At 37.0% G+C, this 17,026-nt stretch carries 17 protein-coding genes and 1 pseudogene; 5 read left to right on the top strand and 13 right to left on the bottom strand.

What is annotated here, in order from left to right; genetic code table 11:
- The 5 genes from ACIQ6Z_RS02935 to ACIQ6Z_RS02915 all read right to left on the bottom strand — a co-directional run bounded on the left by ACIQ6Z_RS02935 (position 1) and on the right by ACIQ6Z_RS02915 (position 6,663).
- Positions 1 to 1,536: a YifB family Mg chelatase-like AAA ATPase gene (locus tag ACIQ6Z_RS02935; RefSeq protein ID WP_396209441.1), complete on the bottom strand. Its 1,536-nt coding sequence runs from the start codon at positions 1,534 to 1,536 to the stop codon at positions 1 to 3.
- An 84-nt stretch (positions 1,537 to 1,620) separates the two neighbouring features.
- Positions 1,621 to 3,639, bottom strand: coding sequence for a cytochrome c biogenesis protein CcdA (locus tag ACIQ6Z_RS02930; RefSeq protein ID WP_396209440.1), 2,019 nt, complete (start codon positions 3,637 to 3,639; stop codon positions 1,621 to 1,623).
- Entirely contained in the window at positions 3,639 to 4,946 is a 1,308-nt protein-coding gene (gene tilS / locus ACIQ6Z_RS02925; RefSeq protein WP_396209439.1) for a tRNA lysidine(34) synthetase TilS, read from the bottom strand. Before tilS ends, ACIQ6Z_RS02930 begins: the two co-directional genes overlap by 1 nt.
- Before the next feature lie 33 nt (positions 4,947 to 4,979).
- Complete coding sequence (locus ACIQ6Z_RS02920) at positions 4,980 to 5,336, bottom strand: four helix bundle protein (protein WP_396209438.1); 357 nt, start codon at positions 5,334 to 5,336, stop codon at positions 4,980 to 4,982.
- A 43-nt stretch (positions 5,337 to 5,379) separates the two neighbouring features.
- On the bottom strand, positions 5,380 to 6,663 hold the full coding sequence (locus tag ACIQ6Z_RS02915) for an anthranilate synthase component I family protein (RefSeq protein ID WP_396209437.1): 1,284 nt from the start codon (positions 6,661 to 6,663) through the stop codon (positions 5,380 to 5,382).
- A gap of 86 nt (positions 6,664 to 6,749) precedes the next feature.
- Here ACIQ6Z_RS02915 and ACIQ6Z_RS02910 point away from each other — a divergent pair, with 86 nt between their 5' ends.
- Positions 6,750 to 7,124, top strand: a complete 375-nt coding sequence (locus tag ACIQ6Z_RS02910) for a DoxX family membrane protein (RefSeq protein ID WP_396209436.1) — start codon at positions 6,750 to 6,752, stop codon at positions 7,122 to 7,124.
- A gap of 71 nt (positions 7,125 to 7,195) precedes the next feature.
- On the opposite strand, the gene lpdA is transcribed toward ACIQ6Z_RS02910, so the two are convergent.
- The gene (gene lpdA / locus ACIQ6Z_RS02905) at positions 7,196 to 8,599 is read right to left on the bottom strand and encodes a dihydrolipoyl dehydrogenase (protein WP_396209435.1); all 1,404 of its coding nucleotides are present in this window, start codon (positions 8,597 to 8,599) and stop codon (positions 7,196 to 7,198) included.
- A gap of 100 nt (positions 8,600 to 8,699) precedes the next feature.
- The gene (locus ACIQ6Z_RS02900) at positions 8,700 to 9,152 is read right to left on the bottom strand and encodes an Lrp/AsnC family transcriptional regulator (RefSeq protein ID WP_396197481.1); all 453 of its coding nucleotides are present in this window, start codon (positions 9,150 to 9,152) and stop codon (positions 8,700 to 8,702) included.
- Between the two features lie 190 nt (positions 9,153 to 9,342).
- Between ACIQ6Z_RS02900 and ACIQ6Z_RS02895 the strand changes: the two genes are divergently transcribed.
- Complete coding sequence (locus tag ACIQ6Z_RS02895; RefSeq protein WP_396209434.1) at positions 9,343 to 10,545, top strand: aminotransferase class I/II-fold pyridoxal phosphate-dependent enzyme; 1,203 nt, start codon at positions 9,343 to 9,345, stop codon at positions 10,543 to 10,545.
- A gap of 52 nt (positions 10,546 to 10,597) precedes the next feature.
- Here the strand turns inward: ACIQ6Z_RS02895 and ACIQ6Z_RS02890 are convergent, their stop codons facing one another.
- Complete coding sequence (locus ACIQ6Z_RS02890; protein WP_396209433.1) at positions 10,598 to 12,523, bottom strand: amino acid permease; 1,926 nt, start codon at positions 12,521 to 12,523, stop codon at positions 10,598 to 10,600.
- Between the two features lie 199 nt (positions 12,524 to 12,722).
- Between ACIQ6Z_RS02890 and ACIQ6Z_RS02885 the strand changes: the two genes are divergently transcribed.
- The 3 genes from ACIQ6Z_RS02885 to ACIQ6Z_RS02875 all read left to right on the top strand — a co-directional run bounded on the left by ACIQ6Z_RS02885 (position 12,723) and on the right by ACIQ6Z_RS02875 (position 14,079).
- On the top strand, positions 12,723 to 13,358 hold the full coding sequence (locus tag ACIQ6Z_RS02885; RefSeq protein ID WP_396209432.1) for a peroxiredoxin: 636 nt from the start codon (positions 12,723 to 12,725) through the stop codon (positions 13,356 to 13,358).
- Between the two features lie 80 nt (positions 13,359 to 13,438).
- Positions 13,439 to 13,747, top strand: coding sequence for a thioredoxin family protein (locus ACIQ6Z_RS02880; RefSeq protein ID WP_396197485.1), 309 nt, complete (start codon positions 13,439 to 13,441; stop codon positions 13,745 to 13,747).
- 74 nt (positions 13,748 to 13,821) lie between these two features.
- Positions 13,822 to 14,079, top strand: coding sequence for a DUF6952 family protein (locus ACIQ6Z_RS02875; protein ID WP_396142253.1), 258 nt, complete (start codon positions 13,822 to 13,824; stop codon positions 14,077 to 14,079).
- Positions 14,080 to 14,109: 30 nt separating this feature from the next.
- Here ACIQ6Z_RS02875 and arsB read toward each other — a convergent pair whose 3' ends face one another.
- The 5 genes and pseudogenes from arsB to ACIQ6Z_RS02850 all read right to left on the bottom strand — a co-directional run.
- Complete coding sequence (gene arsB / locus ACIQ6Z_RS02870; protein WP_396209431.1) at positions 14,110 to 15,141, bottom strand: ACR3 family arsenite efflux transporter; 1,032 nt, start codon at positions 15,139 to 15,141, stop codon at positions 14,110 to 14,112.
- A 2-nt stretch (positions 15,142 to 15,143) separates the two neighbouring features.
- Entirely contained in the window at positions 15,144 to 15,752 is a 609-nt protein-coding gene (locus ACIQ6Z_RS02865; protein ID WP_396209430.1) for a low molecular weight phosphatase family protein, read from the bottom strand.
- A 122-nt stretch (positions 15,753 to 15,874) separates the two neighbouring features.
- Positions 15,875 to 16,351, bottom strand: a complete 477-nt coding sequence (locus ACIQ6Z_RS02860) for a DUF6428 family protein (protein WP_396209429.1) — start codon at positions 16,349 to 16,351, stop codon at positions 15,875 to 15,877.
- Positions 16,352 to 16,370: 19 nt separating this feature from the next.
- Positions 16,371 to 16,694: an ArsR/SmtB family transcription factor gene (locus tag ACIQ6Z_RS02855; RefSeq protein ID WP_396209454.1), complete on the bottom strand. Its 324-nt coding sequence runs from the start codon at positions 16,692 to 16,694 to the stop codon at positions 16,371 to 16,373.
- A gap of 105 nt (positions 16,695 to 16,799) precedes the next feature.
- A pseudogene (locus ACIQ6Z_RS02850) lies at positions 16,800 to 17,026 on the bottom strand (30S ribosomal protein S1); the annotation flags it as partial.

The following is a 17,026-nucleotide window of genomic DNA, read 5'->3' as shown; positions in this document are numbered from 1 at the left end:
TTATCCCAACCAACCTTCTCGGTCCAAACTGCGGTATTGAATGGCTTCCGCAATGTGGTGTGAAGCAATGGTAGTTGTTGATTCTAAATCGGCTATGGTGCGCGCTACTTTTAAAATACGATCATAGGCTCTGGCCGACAAGTTTAATCGTTCCATAGCTGTTTTTAACAACTGCAAAGAAACGTCGTCTAAAATACAAAATTCTCTAATTAATTTGCTACTCATTTGTGCATTATAGTGCATGTTTTCGAAATTTTCAAATCGAACGGACTGAATCTCACGGGCTTGAGTGACTCTTTCTCGAATGGCTGCACTACTTTCTGCTTTTTGGGTTTCGGTTAGTTTTTCAAAGGGTACAGGCGTTACTTCAATATGTATGTCAATCCGATCCAATAAAGGTCCGGATATCTTACTTAAATAACGTTGCATTTCCATGGGCGAACTTGTAACCGGGGCATTGGGATCATTAAAATAACCACCCGGACTCGGATTCATACTGGCGACTAACATAAATGATGAAGGATAGGTAATCGTAAATTTGGCGCGTGAAATCGTAACTTCACGATCCTCTAAAGGCTGTCGCATCACTTCAAGTACTTCGCGTTTGAATTCGGGCAATTCATCCAAGAACAATACCCCATTGTGTGCCAACGAAATTTCACCCGGTTGGGGATAACTTCCACCACCAACAAGTGATACAGAACTGGCCGTGTGGTGTGGACTTCTAAACGGCCGTTGTGCCATCAATCCAACGTCTTTTGTTTTACCGGCAACAGAATGTATTTTAGTGGTTTCCAATGCTTCCCGCATCGTCATAGGCGGCAAAATACTGGGCAATCGTTTGGCCAGCATCGTTTTTCCTGAACCGGGAGGTCCGATTAATATGATATTATGTCCGCCTGCAGCAGCGATTTCCATACAGCGCTTTATGGATTCCTGACCTTTGACATCGCTGAAATCATGCTCTGGAAAATCTAGTGTTTTATGGAATTCTTCGGTGGTATCGATTTTTGTAGGAAGTAAGTCTAGCTTGCCATCAAAAAATTGAATGACTTGCGCCACATTTTCAACTCCATACACGTCCAATCCTTCAACAATTGCTGCTTCTTTTACATTTTGATACGGCAAAATTAATCCCAAAAAGCCCTCTTCTTTTGCTTTAATGGCAATAGACAATGCCCCTTTAATGGGTTGCAAACCACCGTCGAGTGATAATTCGCCCATAATAACATACTGAGAAACCATATCGGATTTGATTTGAGCCGAAGCGGCTAATATGCCAATGGCCAAAGTGAGGTCATAAGCAGAACCTTCTTTCCGTAAATCGGCGGGAGCCATATTGACGGTGATTTTCTTTCCGGGAAATTGATATTGATTGTTTTTTAGGGCTGCCGCAATGCGGTAACTGCTTTCCTTGATGGCCGAATCGGGTAAACCGACCAAGTGGTAGCCGATGCCATTATCGATATTTACTTCAACGGTAATGGTGGTGGCTTCAACGCCAAAAACGGCGCTTCCAAATACTTTTACTAACATGGCGTATACTTATTAATGGGCTGATAATGATACAAATATAGGAAAATTTTTGAAATAAAAAATCCCGATGACTCGGGATTTACTTTATTTTTTGAATTGGAATATTCCTTCTTCTAGCCATTTTTTGTAGGCCTCAGCGTCGGGCGTATAGCCAATGGGTTTCGAAATGTCTTGCCCGTCTGAATCTAGTACTATGTAATAGGGTTGGGCATTGTTTTTATACCGGGTGATTTGATAATCACTCCATTTGTTCCCAATTGTAAGTATCTCTTTACCCGTTTCTTTAGAAATATATTGTGCCGATTTAGGCAACTCTCTTTTATCGTCTACATACAACGAAATCAAGACCACTTGCTCTTTTAAAACAGCCAAAATTTCGGGTTTTGACCACACAAAATCTTCCATTTTTCTACAATTCACACATGCGTGTCCGGTAAAGTCTAGTAAAACAGGTTTCCCTACTTTTTTGGCATAAGCCAATCCTTGTTCGTAATCATGAAACACGGGTATACCGTGCGGACCCGCCTCGGCATGAGCCGGCAAACTACTTGTTGAAGGGGTAGATTCACCTGAAGTACCAATTCCCATCGGACTTTCGCTATAGGTCATTGGTGGTGGAAATCCTGAAATGATTTTTAATGGAGCCCCCCACAAACCTGGGATTAAATAAATCGTAAAAATGGTCACAAAAATTGCCATGAATAATCGACCAATTGATAAATGTGTCATCGGACTATCGTGAGGTAAAGTAAGCTTTCCAAAAAGATAAACTGCCCAAGTTCCAAAGATGGCAATCCAAATTCCTAAGAAAACTTCACGCTCTAACAAGTGCGCTTGAATTACCAAATCAGCGTTGGATAAAAATTTAAAGGCCAATGCCAATTCTAAGAAACCTAAGGAAACCTTTACCGTATTCAACCAGCCTCCCGATTTAGGTAACGTGTTCATCCATCCGGGAAACATCGCAAATAACATGAAGGGTAATGCCAATGCCGATGAAAAGCCTAACATACCAACAATAGGTGCTAAACCTCCTTTTGAAGCGGCCTCTACCAATAAAGTACCAACAATTGGACCCGTACAAGAAAACGATACGATGGCTAAAGCTAATGCCATGAATAAAATGCCCACAAATCCGCCTCTATCAGCTTGTTGATCTACTTTATTTGCCCAAGAATTGGGCAATACAATTTCAAAAGCACCCAAGAAGGAAGCGGCAAAAAACACCAATAATCCAAAAAAGATCAGATTAAACCAAACATTCGTTGATAAAGCGTTTAATGAATCGGCACCAAATATACCGGTTACTAACGAACCCAAAATAACATAAATTAGTATGATTGAAACCCCATACAAAATGGCATTTCGCTTCCCTTCGGCCTTAGTTTTACTTTGTTTCGTAAAAAAGCTCACCGTCATCGGAATCATTGGAAATACACAAGGAGTCAATAATGCTGCAAAACCACCTACAAATGCCAACAGAAAAATAGACCAAAGACCTTTCTTTTCTTCCACTGGAGCCGATGAATCTCCTGTAGGATCAGCATCTTTTGCAACCAATGATTGTGCTGTATTCATAGTATCTTTGACTTGAACTAGTGAATCATTTGGCGTTGTTCCATCCACTAAAGCAACCGAAGTTTCTGATTCCTCTATTTTTATTTCCGGTAATTGAAATGTAAACGTGTTATCTTGTTGAATGCATTGCTCTTTACAGGCTTGGTATTCCACAAAAACTTTAACTTCTTTAAGTTTAGGATTGGTTACTTTTATGAGTTGTTTGAACTGAGCCGATTTGGCAAAATAATACTCATCCACTTCAAAAATATCGTTGAATACTTTCTTGTACGGACTTTCTTTGGTTTTACCCACTAAACTATAATTGCCTTTTGCGTTTTTAAAATCAAAAACCGTAGGAAGAGCTCCACCATCAGGCGTATATTGGGAATACATATGCCATTCGTTTTCTATGGTAGCTTCCATTACCAATTCAAACTCTGTCGCCGATTTTTGAACTACTTTACTTTTCCATTTGACTGGATTTAAGATTTGACCTTGCGCAAAAAAGGTAAATGCTAATAATATAAAGGTAATTTTCTTCATTATTTTAATGCTATTTGAATCGTTTTTACTGTGTCTTTTTGGGCTAAAAATCGTTGGTCCGCTCGTTTGCCAATTACCCAAATAATTTGGTCATCGGTACACAACAACCATTGCTTGTGTTTGTCCAATAGTGAATATTTTTCGTCTTTGAAATATTTACTGAGTTTCTTCTTCCCTGTCATGCCCGAAGGATAAAAACAATCGCCGGTTCTCCATTTTCTTAGAGTAAGTGGAAATCTAATTTTATCATCATCGACAAATATACAATTTGAATCGGATTCTGAAAGGTAACTTACGTTACAGAATGAAATATTTAAGGGAACATTAACTTTACTTTCTTTTGAATCGATCAAAAAAACCGCTTCGGTAGCCGTCTCATTTCTTTCCGTCAAGATTAATTTTTTACGGTCTTTTAGCAGTACATGTGTGGGTGAAAAAACTTGTTTTCCCGACTGTGCGCTTACCAAATCATATACGTCATTCCAAGCCGTAAATCCATACGGAACCAACCATTTGTACAAATAGGCCTGATAATTTTGGAAAGTTAACAAGGGGCTAAGCTGTATTTCCATTTGATATTCTTGTGCAACTACCACTTTATCATAAACGAGTTTTGATGCATCAGCAACCATAGACGCTGCTTGGTGCAAATGATCAATAGTGTTCTGGAACGAAGCAAGAAAATTTTCGTTTGCTTCTTTAAATACAGGAATAATTGTATGGCGTATTTTATTTCGAAGGTATTTGTCGGATGCATTGCTCGCATCTTCTCGCCATTGGATATTATGCGCTTGGGCATAGGCTTCAATTTCCAATCTTGAAAAAGGTAACATCGGACGAATAACACTTTCATTTTGAGCCGGAATTCCGGTTAAGCCCTCCAATCCTGTTCCTCTCGAAAAATTAATAAGAAAGGTTTCAAGAGAATCATCTAAATGATGTGCCGTTAGCAAATACTTGCAATTTGTGGCTGCCATTTTTTCGTAAAACCATTGATAACGAAGGTTACGGGCTGCTACTTGAATGGATTCTTTATTTTGAGCAGCTTTCACTTTAGTATCAAAGGCTTGTGTATGAATTGTAATTGCTTGTTGCTGACAGTAGGATACTACAAACTGCAAATCGGCATCACTCTCTGTACCACGCAGCTGAAAATTACAGTGCAAAACTTCAAAATTTAAGTTGAGTTGGGCACACAAATGAACCAAAACCATACTGTCAATTCCGCCGCTGACCGCTAAGAACAATTTCTTGTCTTTTAATTGAGGAAAATTTTGGCCGATGTGATTTTGGAATTTTGTAAGCATTATCAAAAGTAATTAGTAAAAAGGGAAAAGGGATTAGTTTTCTGATAATTTATTGTTGAGCGAATTTAGCATTTTTTCTATTTCAATAGACAATTCGTTAATTTCTTTACAATCGTCTATGGAAATAAAGTTTAAATTAATTGCAATTTCTATTTGGGTTTGACATTCAAATAAAGAACCTCTAGCAATTTGCAAAAATCTTGAATAATCTTTTTTATAATTTCTCCCATAACCTTCAGCAATATTTGAAGGAATAGAAACTGAACTTCTCCTAATTTGTGAAATTAATCCAAATTTTTCACTCTCAGGAATACTTGATGAAAGAGAATATACCAATGTAACCCAAGTCATTGATTTTTGCCAAACTATTAAATCTCTATAACTTTTCATATCTATTGCTTTTTACTTTTCCCTAATCCCTTATTACTTTACCCTATCGTAACACCTCAAACATCGCTTTTGCCTTTAGCAAACATTCTTCATACTCATTTTCAGGCATAGCTAGAGCGGTAATAGCACTTCCAACAGAAAACGAAAGATATTCTTTTTTTGCATTGTACAAGATGCTTCGAATGACCACATTGAAATCAAAATCGCCACTGGGTGTAAAATAGCCAACTGCACCACTATACAATCCACGCTTGGTTTCTTCTAGTGCTTCAATAATTTGCATGGCCGAAATTTTTGGCGCACCGGTCATACTTCCCATTGGGAAAGTCGTTCGAATGATTTCAACAGGTGAAGTTGTATTTTCGACTTCGGAAACAATTGTAGAAATCATTTGATGTACTTGCTTAAACGTATATACTTCACACAATTCTTCTACTTGAACACTTCCTTTTGTAGCGGTGTGCGATAAATCGTTTCGAACCAAATCAACAATCATGATATTCTCGGAACGTTCTTTTTCGTTTTGCGCCAAATCAGATTTAAAATGTTCATCTTGTCCTAAATCGAAACTTCTTTTGGCTGTTCCTTTTATCGGTTGGGAAATTACTTTTAAACCTTCTTTTCGCAAATAACGTTCGGGTGATGCAGACAATAAATAGTGTGCTGCATTTTTAAAATAGACCGCAAAAGGAGCTTCAGAAATGGCATTTAATTTATGATACATTTCTAAAGGATCAATTTTAGTGTTTTCGGCATAGAATTCCATACAAAAATTAGCTTCATAGATATCGCCACGCTGAATATGTTCGAGCATTTTTGAAACTTTTAAAAGGTAACTTTCTTTTGAAATGCGTTGGTTTATGGTGATGGATGATGGGTGATGGGCGATGAATGTTGTTGAAAGAATTTCTTCGAAATCCGACTCTATTTCATCATCGCACATTCGTAAATACTGTATTTCCACTTGATTTCCTTTGATTAAAAACAACTTTTTGGGTTGGAAAAAAAATAAATCTGGAAAGGCTAATCCGTCGAAATTATCGGAATGTAAATCTTCAATATCATTTTTTAAGTCATAGGACAAATACCCAAACAACCAATCCTTGGTCTGACTTTGGTATTGTTGCAAATCCTGAAAAGCATTCGTACAATCGGTTTGAAGGGATGTAAAGGCATCGACAGCTACTACCACATCATAACTTGAATACTTCTGATGGTAGGCATTGGAATCCAACAAAACCACCTCTCTAAATTGGTTGGCCCAAGATAGCAGTTGATTTGTAAAGTTTGGAAAAGCAGCAATATCTTTTGTGATCGTTGTTCTCAATCTACCGGAATTAGAAGTTCAAAAATACAATTTTCATAACAAATAATTAGTATATTTGATAGATTAACCAATAAAACAAACAAATTATGAGAATGGCAATTTTAATTGTACGCATTTTACTTGGAGCTTTTATGGTATTTGCTTCAGTAACCTATTTTTTCAATTTAATTGAAGCAGAAGCACCCACTGGAAATCTTTTGACGTTTATGACCGGTGTCATGGCATCAAAATACCTATTACCATTGGCAAAAGCTGTGGAATTAATTGCTGGACTTAGTTTATTAAGCGGCAAATGGATGAAAGTAACGTTATTAGCCTTACTCCCTATTTCGATCAATATCTTTTTAATACATACGGTTACCCAAGTTTCAGAGGTACCGGTTGCGATTTTTGTATTGGGTGCTAACTTATTTTTAATCTATGCCCATTGGGAATCTTACAAAGTTTTGTTTAAAGATTAACAATTATCGCTGCATTAAAAAATCCCAAACTCCATTTCAGGAATTTGGGATTTAAATTTTGTGATTTATAACTATACGTGTAACGATCTGTTTTCTGTTGCTGCTAAAGCAGCTTCTTTAATGGCCTCTGCAAATGTTGGGTGTGCGTGAGACATTCTTGAAATATCCTCTGCACTGGCTCTAAATTCCATGGCGGTAACCGCTTCTGCAATTAAATCGGCACATCTTGCACCAATCATGTGAACCCCTAAGACTTCATCTGTTTTGGCATCAGCTAAGATTTTTACAAAACCATCCGTATCGCCTCCTGCTCTAGCTCTTCCTAAAGCTTTGAATGGAAAACTTCCGGCTTTATATGCGATCCCATCGGCTTTCAATTGCTCTTCTGTTTTACCCACTGCAGCAACTTCTGGCCAGGTATATACAACACCCGGAATTAAATTGTAATCGATGTGTGGTTTTTGTCCTGCAATAATTTCAGCAACCATCACCCCTTCTTCTTCTGCTTTGTGAGCCAACATGGCGCCACGAACGACATCACCAATTGCGTAAATATTTGCCGCTGAAGTTTGTAAATGATTGTTGACTTCGATTTGACCTCTATCGGTAACTTTTACACCAGCTTTTTCTGCGTTCAATCCGTCTGTATAAGGACGACGACCCACAGAAACTAATGCATAATCACCATCTAATGTAATGATTTCGCCTTTAGCATTTTCAGCTTTTACCGTCACTGCATTTTTAGCTCGCTCTACCGATTGTACTTTATGTGACGTGTAGAATTTCATGCCTTGTTTTTTCAACACTTTTGTCAATTCTTTAGATAAAGAAGCGTCCATTCCTGGGATGATTCGATCCATAAATTCTACTACAGAAACTTGTGCTCCCAATCGTAAATATACTTGACCTAACTCTATTCCGATAACGCCACCACCAATAATAACCAAATGTTTTGGAACTTCTTTCAGTTTCAAGGCTTCTGTTGAAGTGATAATTCTATCTTTATCTAATTTGATAAATGGCAAGTTGGAAGGTTTTGAACCCGTAGCAATAATAATATTTTTTGATTCAATGATCTCAGATGAACCGTCGGCTTTTGTTACTTTTACTGAAGTAGCGCTTTCAAACGACCCCACCCCGTTAAAAACGGTAATATTATTCTTGTCCATTAAGAATTTAACCCCTCCAGAAGTTTGATCCACAACCGCTTGTTTGCGTGCAATCATTTTTTCTAAATTCACTTTTACTTCACCCGAAACTTCAATTCCGTGATCGGCAAAGTGTTGCAATTCTTCATAATGATGTGAAGAAGCTAACAATGCTTTTGAAGGAATACACCCAACGTTTAGACACGTTCCTCCAAGTGTCGAATATTTTTCAATAATGGCTGTTTTAAAACCCAATTGGGCACAACGGATCGCCGAAACATATCCTCCAGGTCCAGAACCTATAATGGTTACATCAAATTGACTCATGATTTTATATAAAGTTTGTTGTTTGACTTAATTTCGATTACAAAAGTAAGGCTTTTTGAATTAATTATTTACAGATAAATTGGTAAATTATTATAGCTTTTTAGAGTTCAAATGCGGATGTGTTTTTAACTTCACCAATCATAAATGAACTGTGCGTACTTCCGATATGTTGCAAACCGGTGAGTTTGGTCACCATGAATTCGCGGTATTCATCCATGTCTTTTACATTGACTTTCAAAATGTAATCGTAATCGCCACTCACATGAAAGCATTCGGAAACTTCTTTCAATAGCACGACTTCGCTTTCAAAGGTGTGAATGACTTCCTTAGTATGTTGGATCAATTTTACATGGCAAAACACTACAAATGCTTTTTCAATTTTCGTTCGATCTAATAACGCCACATACTTGCGAATAATTCCTTCGCGTTCCAACTTTTTAATGCGTTCATACACAGCAGTAACCGATAAGTTCAACACCATAGAAAGTTCTTTGGTGGTTTTTTTTGTGTCTTCTTGTAATAATCCAAGTATTTTTTTATCAATGGTATCCATAAGCGCTTCAACTTTTTTGAGGTGATTGTTACTAATTTCTGTTCAAAAGGTCTAATTTTATCTAATATAGATTTATTATCTACGAATTTATAAATAAAATGAATAAAAAACTAATTTTAAACAAATGCATTGAAAAATAAATTATAATTTCTGAAATTTGATAACTATTCAACCCATTAACTAGTAACATATGAAACCATTTCACCCAGCTGACCGAATTCAAGATCTTCAATATTTTGGGGAATTTGGCGGTGTAAACCCATCCATTTCTGACAGTTCGACTTATACGTTTCTTTCAGCAAAAACCATGTTTGACACCTTTGAAGGCAATGCCGAAGGTTGTTATTTGTATTCCCGACATTCATCGCCCAGCAATTTATATTTAGACAAAGCATTAGCAGCTATGGAAGGTACCGAATCGGCAAATGTGGCGGCTTCGGGAATGGGCGCCATTACGCCAACTTTATTACAACTTTGTGGCAATGGCGATCATATTGTATCCAGTCGCACCATTTATGGAGGCACGTATGCCTTTTTGAAAAATTTTGTTCCCCGAATGGGCATACAAACCTCCTTTGTGGACATTACCAAATTAGACCTAGTAGAAGCTGCTATTACATCCAATACAAAAGTATTATATTGTGAAACCGTAAGTAATCCGTTGTTGGAAGTTGCCGACATTGCTTCACTCGCAAAGCTTGCTAAAAAACATGATTTAAAATTAGTGGTCGACAACACCTTTTCCCCTTTATCGGTAGCTCCGGCAAAATTAGGCGCTGATATTGTAATTCATTCGTTGACCAAATACATCAACGGAAGTAGTGATACCGTGGGAGGTGTGGTTTGTGCTTCTCAAGAATTCATCAACAGTTTAAAAAATGTGAATGATGGTGCTAGTATGCTTTTGGGGCCTACTATGGACAGTTTGCGTTCGGCTTCGGTAATGAAAAACCTGAGAACCTTACACATCAGAATGAAACAACACAGCCATAACGCCATGTATTTGGCAAACAAATTTGAAGCCGACGGCATTAAAACAGTGTATCCGGGATTAGCAAGTCATCCAAGTCATACCATCTACAAATCGATGATTAACCCAGAATATGGTTTTGGCGGGATGATGACCATTGATGTTGGTTCGTTAGACAAAGCCAATGCCTTGATGGAATTGATGCAAGAACGAAATTTAGGATATCTAGCGGTTAGTTTAGGATTTTATAAAACCTTATTTAGCGCACCAGGAACGTCTACTTCATCGGAAATTCCTTTAGAAGAACAAGCCGAAATGGGTTTAACCGATGGTTTGATTCGTTTTTCAATAGGACTTGATAATGACATTGAACGCACCTATCAAATGATGCGCCAATGCATGAAAGAATTAAACATAGTTTAAAACATATCCAATAAAAAAAGCCCTCAAATTAGTTCTTGAGGGCTTTTTAATTTTATTTGTTTTCCAAATTCAGCTTGCTATTTTTTCGGCTAAAACCAAAATAGATTACCAGTCCGATGAGCAACCAAATGGTAAAGTAAATCCAATTCCAAACGCTCAACTCGGCCATCATATACAAACAACTTACCAAACCAAGTAACGGAATCAAAGATAAATTTTGGCGCCAAGACCATACGGCAAAGCCCAATAACGAAATTAAGAAAATCCACATCGGAATTTTATGCTTGAAAAGTGCAAATCCACTTTCATATTTTAAACTAGCATCGATTGGCATTGCATCCACAACATTTTTATAGGTTGCTTCATCTTCCGATATTGAACTTAACACTTCTTCTAAATCGGCGTTAGTCTCTTTTACAAAACCTTTCTCTTGCAAATAGGTTACAACTGCTTCGGTATCTGTTTCCTTAAGTGACGTTACAATTGTGCCTGCCTCATTAATTTGTTTTTCATTGGTAATAAAATCCATAGTGGCCGACTTATTCACTGAAAAAGCAATCGTAACTCCAATTAATAATAGTACTGGAAAAATATATCTTGAATTTACATATGGCGTTTTGAATTTTCCACGAGGAATATCGGTTCTGTTTTGCAATACCAAAACTCCCGCACAAACCAATACAAAGGCAAATAAGGTTCCAATACTACACAAGTCCGTCACCATGGTCAAATTTAAAAACAATGCCGGAACTGCCACCACAAAACCAGTTACAATCGTTGCATAGGAAGGCGTTTTGTATTTTGGATGCACTCTTGAAAAACGTTTGGGTAATAGACCATCACGGCTCATGCTCATCCAAATACGCGGTTGTCCCATTTGAAATACTAACAATACGCTTGCCATAGCAACCACAGCACTTACTGCAATGATTCCCGACATCCATTTTAAATCGAGTTTTTCAAACACAAATGCTAAGGGATCGCCCACATTTAAATCGGCATAATTGACCATACCGGTTAAAACCAAAGCGATAACCACATATAGAATCGTACAAATAATAATGGCCCACATCATTCCTTTGGGTAAATCGCGCTGAGGATCTTTACATTCTTCGGCCGTGGTAGAAATCGCATCAAAACCTATATAAGCAAAGAAAACAGCTGATACTCCTTTTAATATTCCACCTACTCCATTTGGCGCAAACGGATCCCAATTGGCCGTATCTACATAAAACACTCCCACCGCTATTACTAATAATATGATACATAATTTCACCACTACCATTAAGTTGCTGGCATTTCGCGATTCTTTCATACCTCGGTATACCAACCACGTAATGATTACAATGATCAACAAAGCTGGTAAATCGGCCACCAAATGAAAACCACCTATTGCCGGCGAAGTTGTCCAAGCCGTGTAAGCCGATTGTAAGGATTCGGATAAATTTTCAAATGATTTGCCGCCATTCATCAATGCCGTAGCTTCTTCAAAACCTTTAGATGCTGTTAGATAATCCATTTGAATCCATTGGGGCAAATGCAAGCCACCACTTTCGAGCAAGCCCGTGAAGTAATCGCTCCACGAAATGGCAACGGTTATATTACCAATGGCATATTCCATAATTAAAGCCCAACCAATTATCCAAGCGATGATTTCACCAAAAGCCACATAAGAATACGTATAAGCACTTCCTGAAACCGGCACCATAGAAGCAAATTCGGCATACGCAAAAGCTGCAAAACTACATGCAATGGCAGTAAAGATGAATAAGAAAATCACCGCAGGACCACCATCGGCACTCGCTTTTCCAATTGTGCTAAAAATTCCCGCACCAATAATTGCCGCAATTCCAAAAGCAGTTAAATCTCTAGCTGTTAAATGTTTTCCAAGCGAATGGTGTCCGTCGGCTTCATTTTTTGCAACTTGTTTTAAAATATCCTCAACTGTTTTTCTTCTGAATAAATTTGAAAAATTCATATATAATTGGGTATTGGTTTGAAAAAATTACGAAAAACAAATATAGGATTTTATTGTTTAGTACCAATAAAAAATCACTTACACAGGCTATAAGTAAAATCTATATTCAAATAAAAATTAACCATGATTTAACTATAGTTGTGGTTTATTTATTCGTAAATTTGCAGAAGAAAATTAATAACATTTAAATCATACCATTATGGCATTAGTAGGAAAAAAATTCCCAAACATTACAGTTGACGCAATTTCGCACATGGGCGATAATTTAAGAATCAACGTGTTAGAAGAAGCGGTAAACAACAAGAAAAAAGTATTGTTGTTTTGGTACCCAAAAGATTTCACTTTTGTATGTCCAACAGAATTACACGCTTTTCAAGCCGCTTTAGCTGAGTTTGAAAAAAGAAACACAACTGTTATTGGTGCTTCATGTGATACAAACGAAGTACACTTTGCTTGGTTAAACACGGCAAAAGACAATGGTGGAATTGAAGGTGTAACATACCCTCTATTAGCTGACACTACACGTAACTTATCAGCTGCATTAGATATTTTAGATGCAGAATGGGTATATAACGAAGCTTTAAACGATGAAATCTTAGACGGATCAAATGTTACGTTTAGAGCGACTTATTTAATTGACGAAGACGGTAAAATTTTCCACGAAAGTGTAAACGATATGCCATTAGGTAGAAATGTAAACGAATATTTACGTTTAATTGATGCGTATACGCACGTTCAAACAAGAGGTGAAGTTTGTCCAGCGAACTGGGAAGAAGGAAAAGACGCTATGAGCGCCGATAGAAACTCAACTGCAGCTTATTTAGCTTCTCATTAAAATAATATGTCAATTATCAATGTGTCAATTAGACAATGATTGGCACATTGACAAATTGTCTAATTAAAAATTAAGAAATTATGTTTTCAGAAATCGAACAAGATAATTTAGCGGAAGTTATTGCTTCAAATGATGTGGTGGTGGTACAATATGCTGCGTCTTGGTGTGGCAATTGCAGAATCATGAAACCAAAATTCAAATTATTGGCTTCACAAAATGAAAATATTCCGTTTTTAATTGTAGATGCAGAGAAATTCCCTGAATCTAGAAAATTAGCTAAAGTAGACAACTTGCCTACATTTGCTACTTTTAAAAATGGCGTATTGCTTAATCAAACGCAAACCAATAAAGCTGAAGTGTTAACCGAATTGGTAAACGAAGTAGTATAGGCTAATCAGATTTTCGGATACTAGATATTCGGAGGTCAGAAAATCCAATCTACGAAAATCTAAAATCAAAAAATATGAAATTACCCGTTATAAAACAGTTGACACAATTTATTGAAGATAACGACCAAGATTATGTGGTTGAAGCCATTGAAGTATTGGAAAACTTATGCGAAGTGTCTTCCTTAAAAGATGAGGAATTGGACGTAATAGGCGAACTCATTTCCAACATGTATGGCGCACTTGAAGTAAACCAACTCATAAAAAATGGTGCCGATAAAAAAACCGCCCTCAACGATTTTATGAAACGGGTGTTAGGCTCCATTGATAAATAATTTTAAACGCTCAATTTCTTGAGCGTTTTTTTATTTATAATATTTATTTTTTAACCAAAACGCTACATTAACTAAAATTATCAAAGCCGGTACTTCTACTAAAGGACCAATGACACCCGCAAAAGCTTGTCCGCTATTGATGCCAAAAACACCTATAGCAACCGCAATGGCCAATTCAAAATTATTCCCCGAGGCCGTAAACGACAAAGCCACTGCATCTTTATAATTGGCGCCAATTTTCTTTGCTACAAAAAACATCAAGAAAAACATGATGGCAAAGAAAATGACTAAGGGTAAGGCGATTTTCAATACATCGAGTGGTAGATCTACAATCATCTCCCCTTTCAAACTGAACATCACCACAATGGTGAACAACAAAGCGATCAAGGTGATGGGCGAAACAAACGGAATAAATTGTTGGTTGAAGAATTTATCGCCAACATACTTTTTAATCATAAACCTACTCACAACCGCCAATGCAAATGGAATTCCGAGATAAATGCCAACTGTTTTTGCGATATCTACAATAGTAATATTCAATTCTAACCCTTTGATTCCGAATAAAGGCAGCATAACTTCCAAATAAAAATAGGCATACAAACTGAAGAAAAACATTTGTAACAAACTGTTAATTCCGATTAAACCAGCAGTTAATTCCCGATTGCCTTCAGCGAGTTCGTTCCAAACGATGACCATGGCAATGCAAGGCGCTAGACCGATGATGATCAATCCCGTCATGTATTCGGGTTCGTCTCTTAAAAAGAATGACGCCAATAAAAACATTAAAAAGGGGCCCACAATCCAAGTAATGAAAAACGAAGCTGATAACAACTTGGGCTTTTCAAACATTTGAGGCACTTTTGAAAAATCAATTTTGGTCAACGGCGGATACATCATTAAAATTAAGCCAATAGCCAAAGGAACATTGGTCGTTCCCGAAGAAAAAGAATTGATAAAATTAGCTGCATTAGGAATAAAATACCCTATTCCTACTCCTATCAACATCGCTAAGAAAATCCAAAGCGTTAAAAATCGGTCTAAAAATCCTAATCGTTTCTTCATATTTATTTAATTTGGGAAAATACAAAATAGAGTTCGCTCGCAATTTGCAAACTGCGTTCGGCATATTTTTCGTTCATTACTACAGTGCCATCAAAGGCTTTTGGATCATCGTATTTAATAGGGAAACGCGCATCCGCACCAAAAACCATTGGACAACCTTCGTCGGCATTACTACACGTCATGATGGCTGCAAAATTATTTTTCGGATTAAAATCATCGAAATACGTTTTCGAAAAACCAATAATCGGATGTTCGTTACCATCAAATTTTACGGCATACACCGGATTTTGTTCTTGACTCAATTGCTGAATTTGAAATCCTTGATTAGCTAGGGTTTCGGCTACTTTTGAAAACAGTGCTGTCGCTTCCGTTCCACCAGAATAGCAATACACATTTTGAATTCCGAAATGAAATGCCATTGTTTGTGCCCAAATTTGCGACAAATGACTTCTTCTGGAATTATGCGTACAAATGAAGTTCAATCGGATTTCTTCGTTTGCATTGACTTTGTTTTGAATGTAATCTGCTAATGGTTTTAAAACTACTTTTCGCTCTTCAGAAACAGTAATTTCAGCAATAAATTGAATGGTTTTTGATAAATTTTCGAACATAACATATATTTTTAACCACAAAGACACTAAGAAGGCACAATGGGCTCAAGGGTTTTAAACTTTTTATTATAAATTTCTTTGTGTGACTTCGTAAAAACTCTGAGAAACTTTGTGCTACACCATTAACAACAACCCGAATCAGGCGAACAACACGACGATTCTTTTGGTTTCCACCCTCCTACTTTAGGTTCCATTTTATCTGCTGGAATCCCACAATGATCTTGCGCCAAACAGGTAGTTTGTTTCGGAGTCAATTGAAAAATTCCGTTTTGGAACTCAATGCCAAACTTTCCAATGGTTTGTGCATCTTGGTATTCTACTTCCAATTCTAGATCCGCACTTTGAAATAATTTCTCGGAAGCATGGATGATTTTATGCACTTTTTCAGCGGTTAATCGGTGTTCGAGATCACCTGCAAACCATACTTGAAACGTAATTACCTTTTCATCACGCACTACATTACCACAATCGATGAAATTTTTGGTAAGCAAACCCATTTCGGTAACATGAAAATGAGGCGGCACAAACGTACCATTGGGCAACTGAATGGTAAATTCTTTGATTGAATCAATACTTGAGATAAATTGTGATAGTTTCATGATTTTAAAGTAATTAATTTTAACAACATTTGTTTTTAAGTTGGTGGCGAATCATCCCAAAATAATTTTCTATTTGGGTGATGGTATTCGGATTGAGGCAATAACAAATGGCCGTTCCTTCGATGGTTCCCTGAATAATATTCGCATTTTTCAACTCTTTCAAATGTTGGGATATGGTGGGTTGGGCCAACGGCAATTCGTTTACGATATCACCACAAATGCAGGAATCTACGGCAAGTAAATACTCTACGATAGCTATTCTTGCCGGATGTGATAAAGCTTTAAACAACGAAGCAAGTTCGTTTTGTGTTGCTGAAAAAGAAGCTGATTTTGAGGCACCCATATTTAATTGATTCATTATATTGCAATATTACGATAAACAAATATATAAAACAATAAAAAAACCCGAAATTGCTTTCGGGTTTTAAAATATGTAGAAAATAAGAGATTATTTACCTCCTTTTTCCATTTTAGCTTTTAATTCAGCAAGAATATCGTTGTTGTCTCCTAATGTAGACGTTTGAGCAGGAGCTGAAGTATTTTCAGTAACTGTTTTAACGATTTTCTCTTCTTCTTCTCTGAAGATTGCTGTATGAGAAGCTACTACTCTTTTGAATTCTTTGTTGAATTCAATTACTTTAAAGTCAGCAGTATCTCCTTTTTTCAATTTTTTAC

Origin of the sequence: Flavobacterium sp. (genome assembly GCF_044376915.1) — a bacterium.
GTDB lineage: Bacteria > Bacteroidota > Bacteroidia > Flavobacteriales > Flavobacteriaceae > Flavobacterium.
This window is presented reverse-complemented; position numbering and strand designations above follow the sequence as displayed.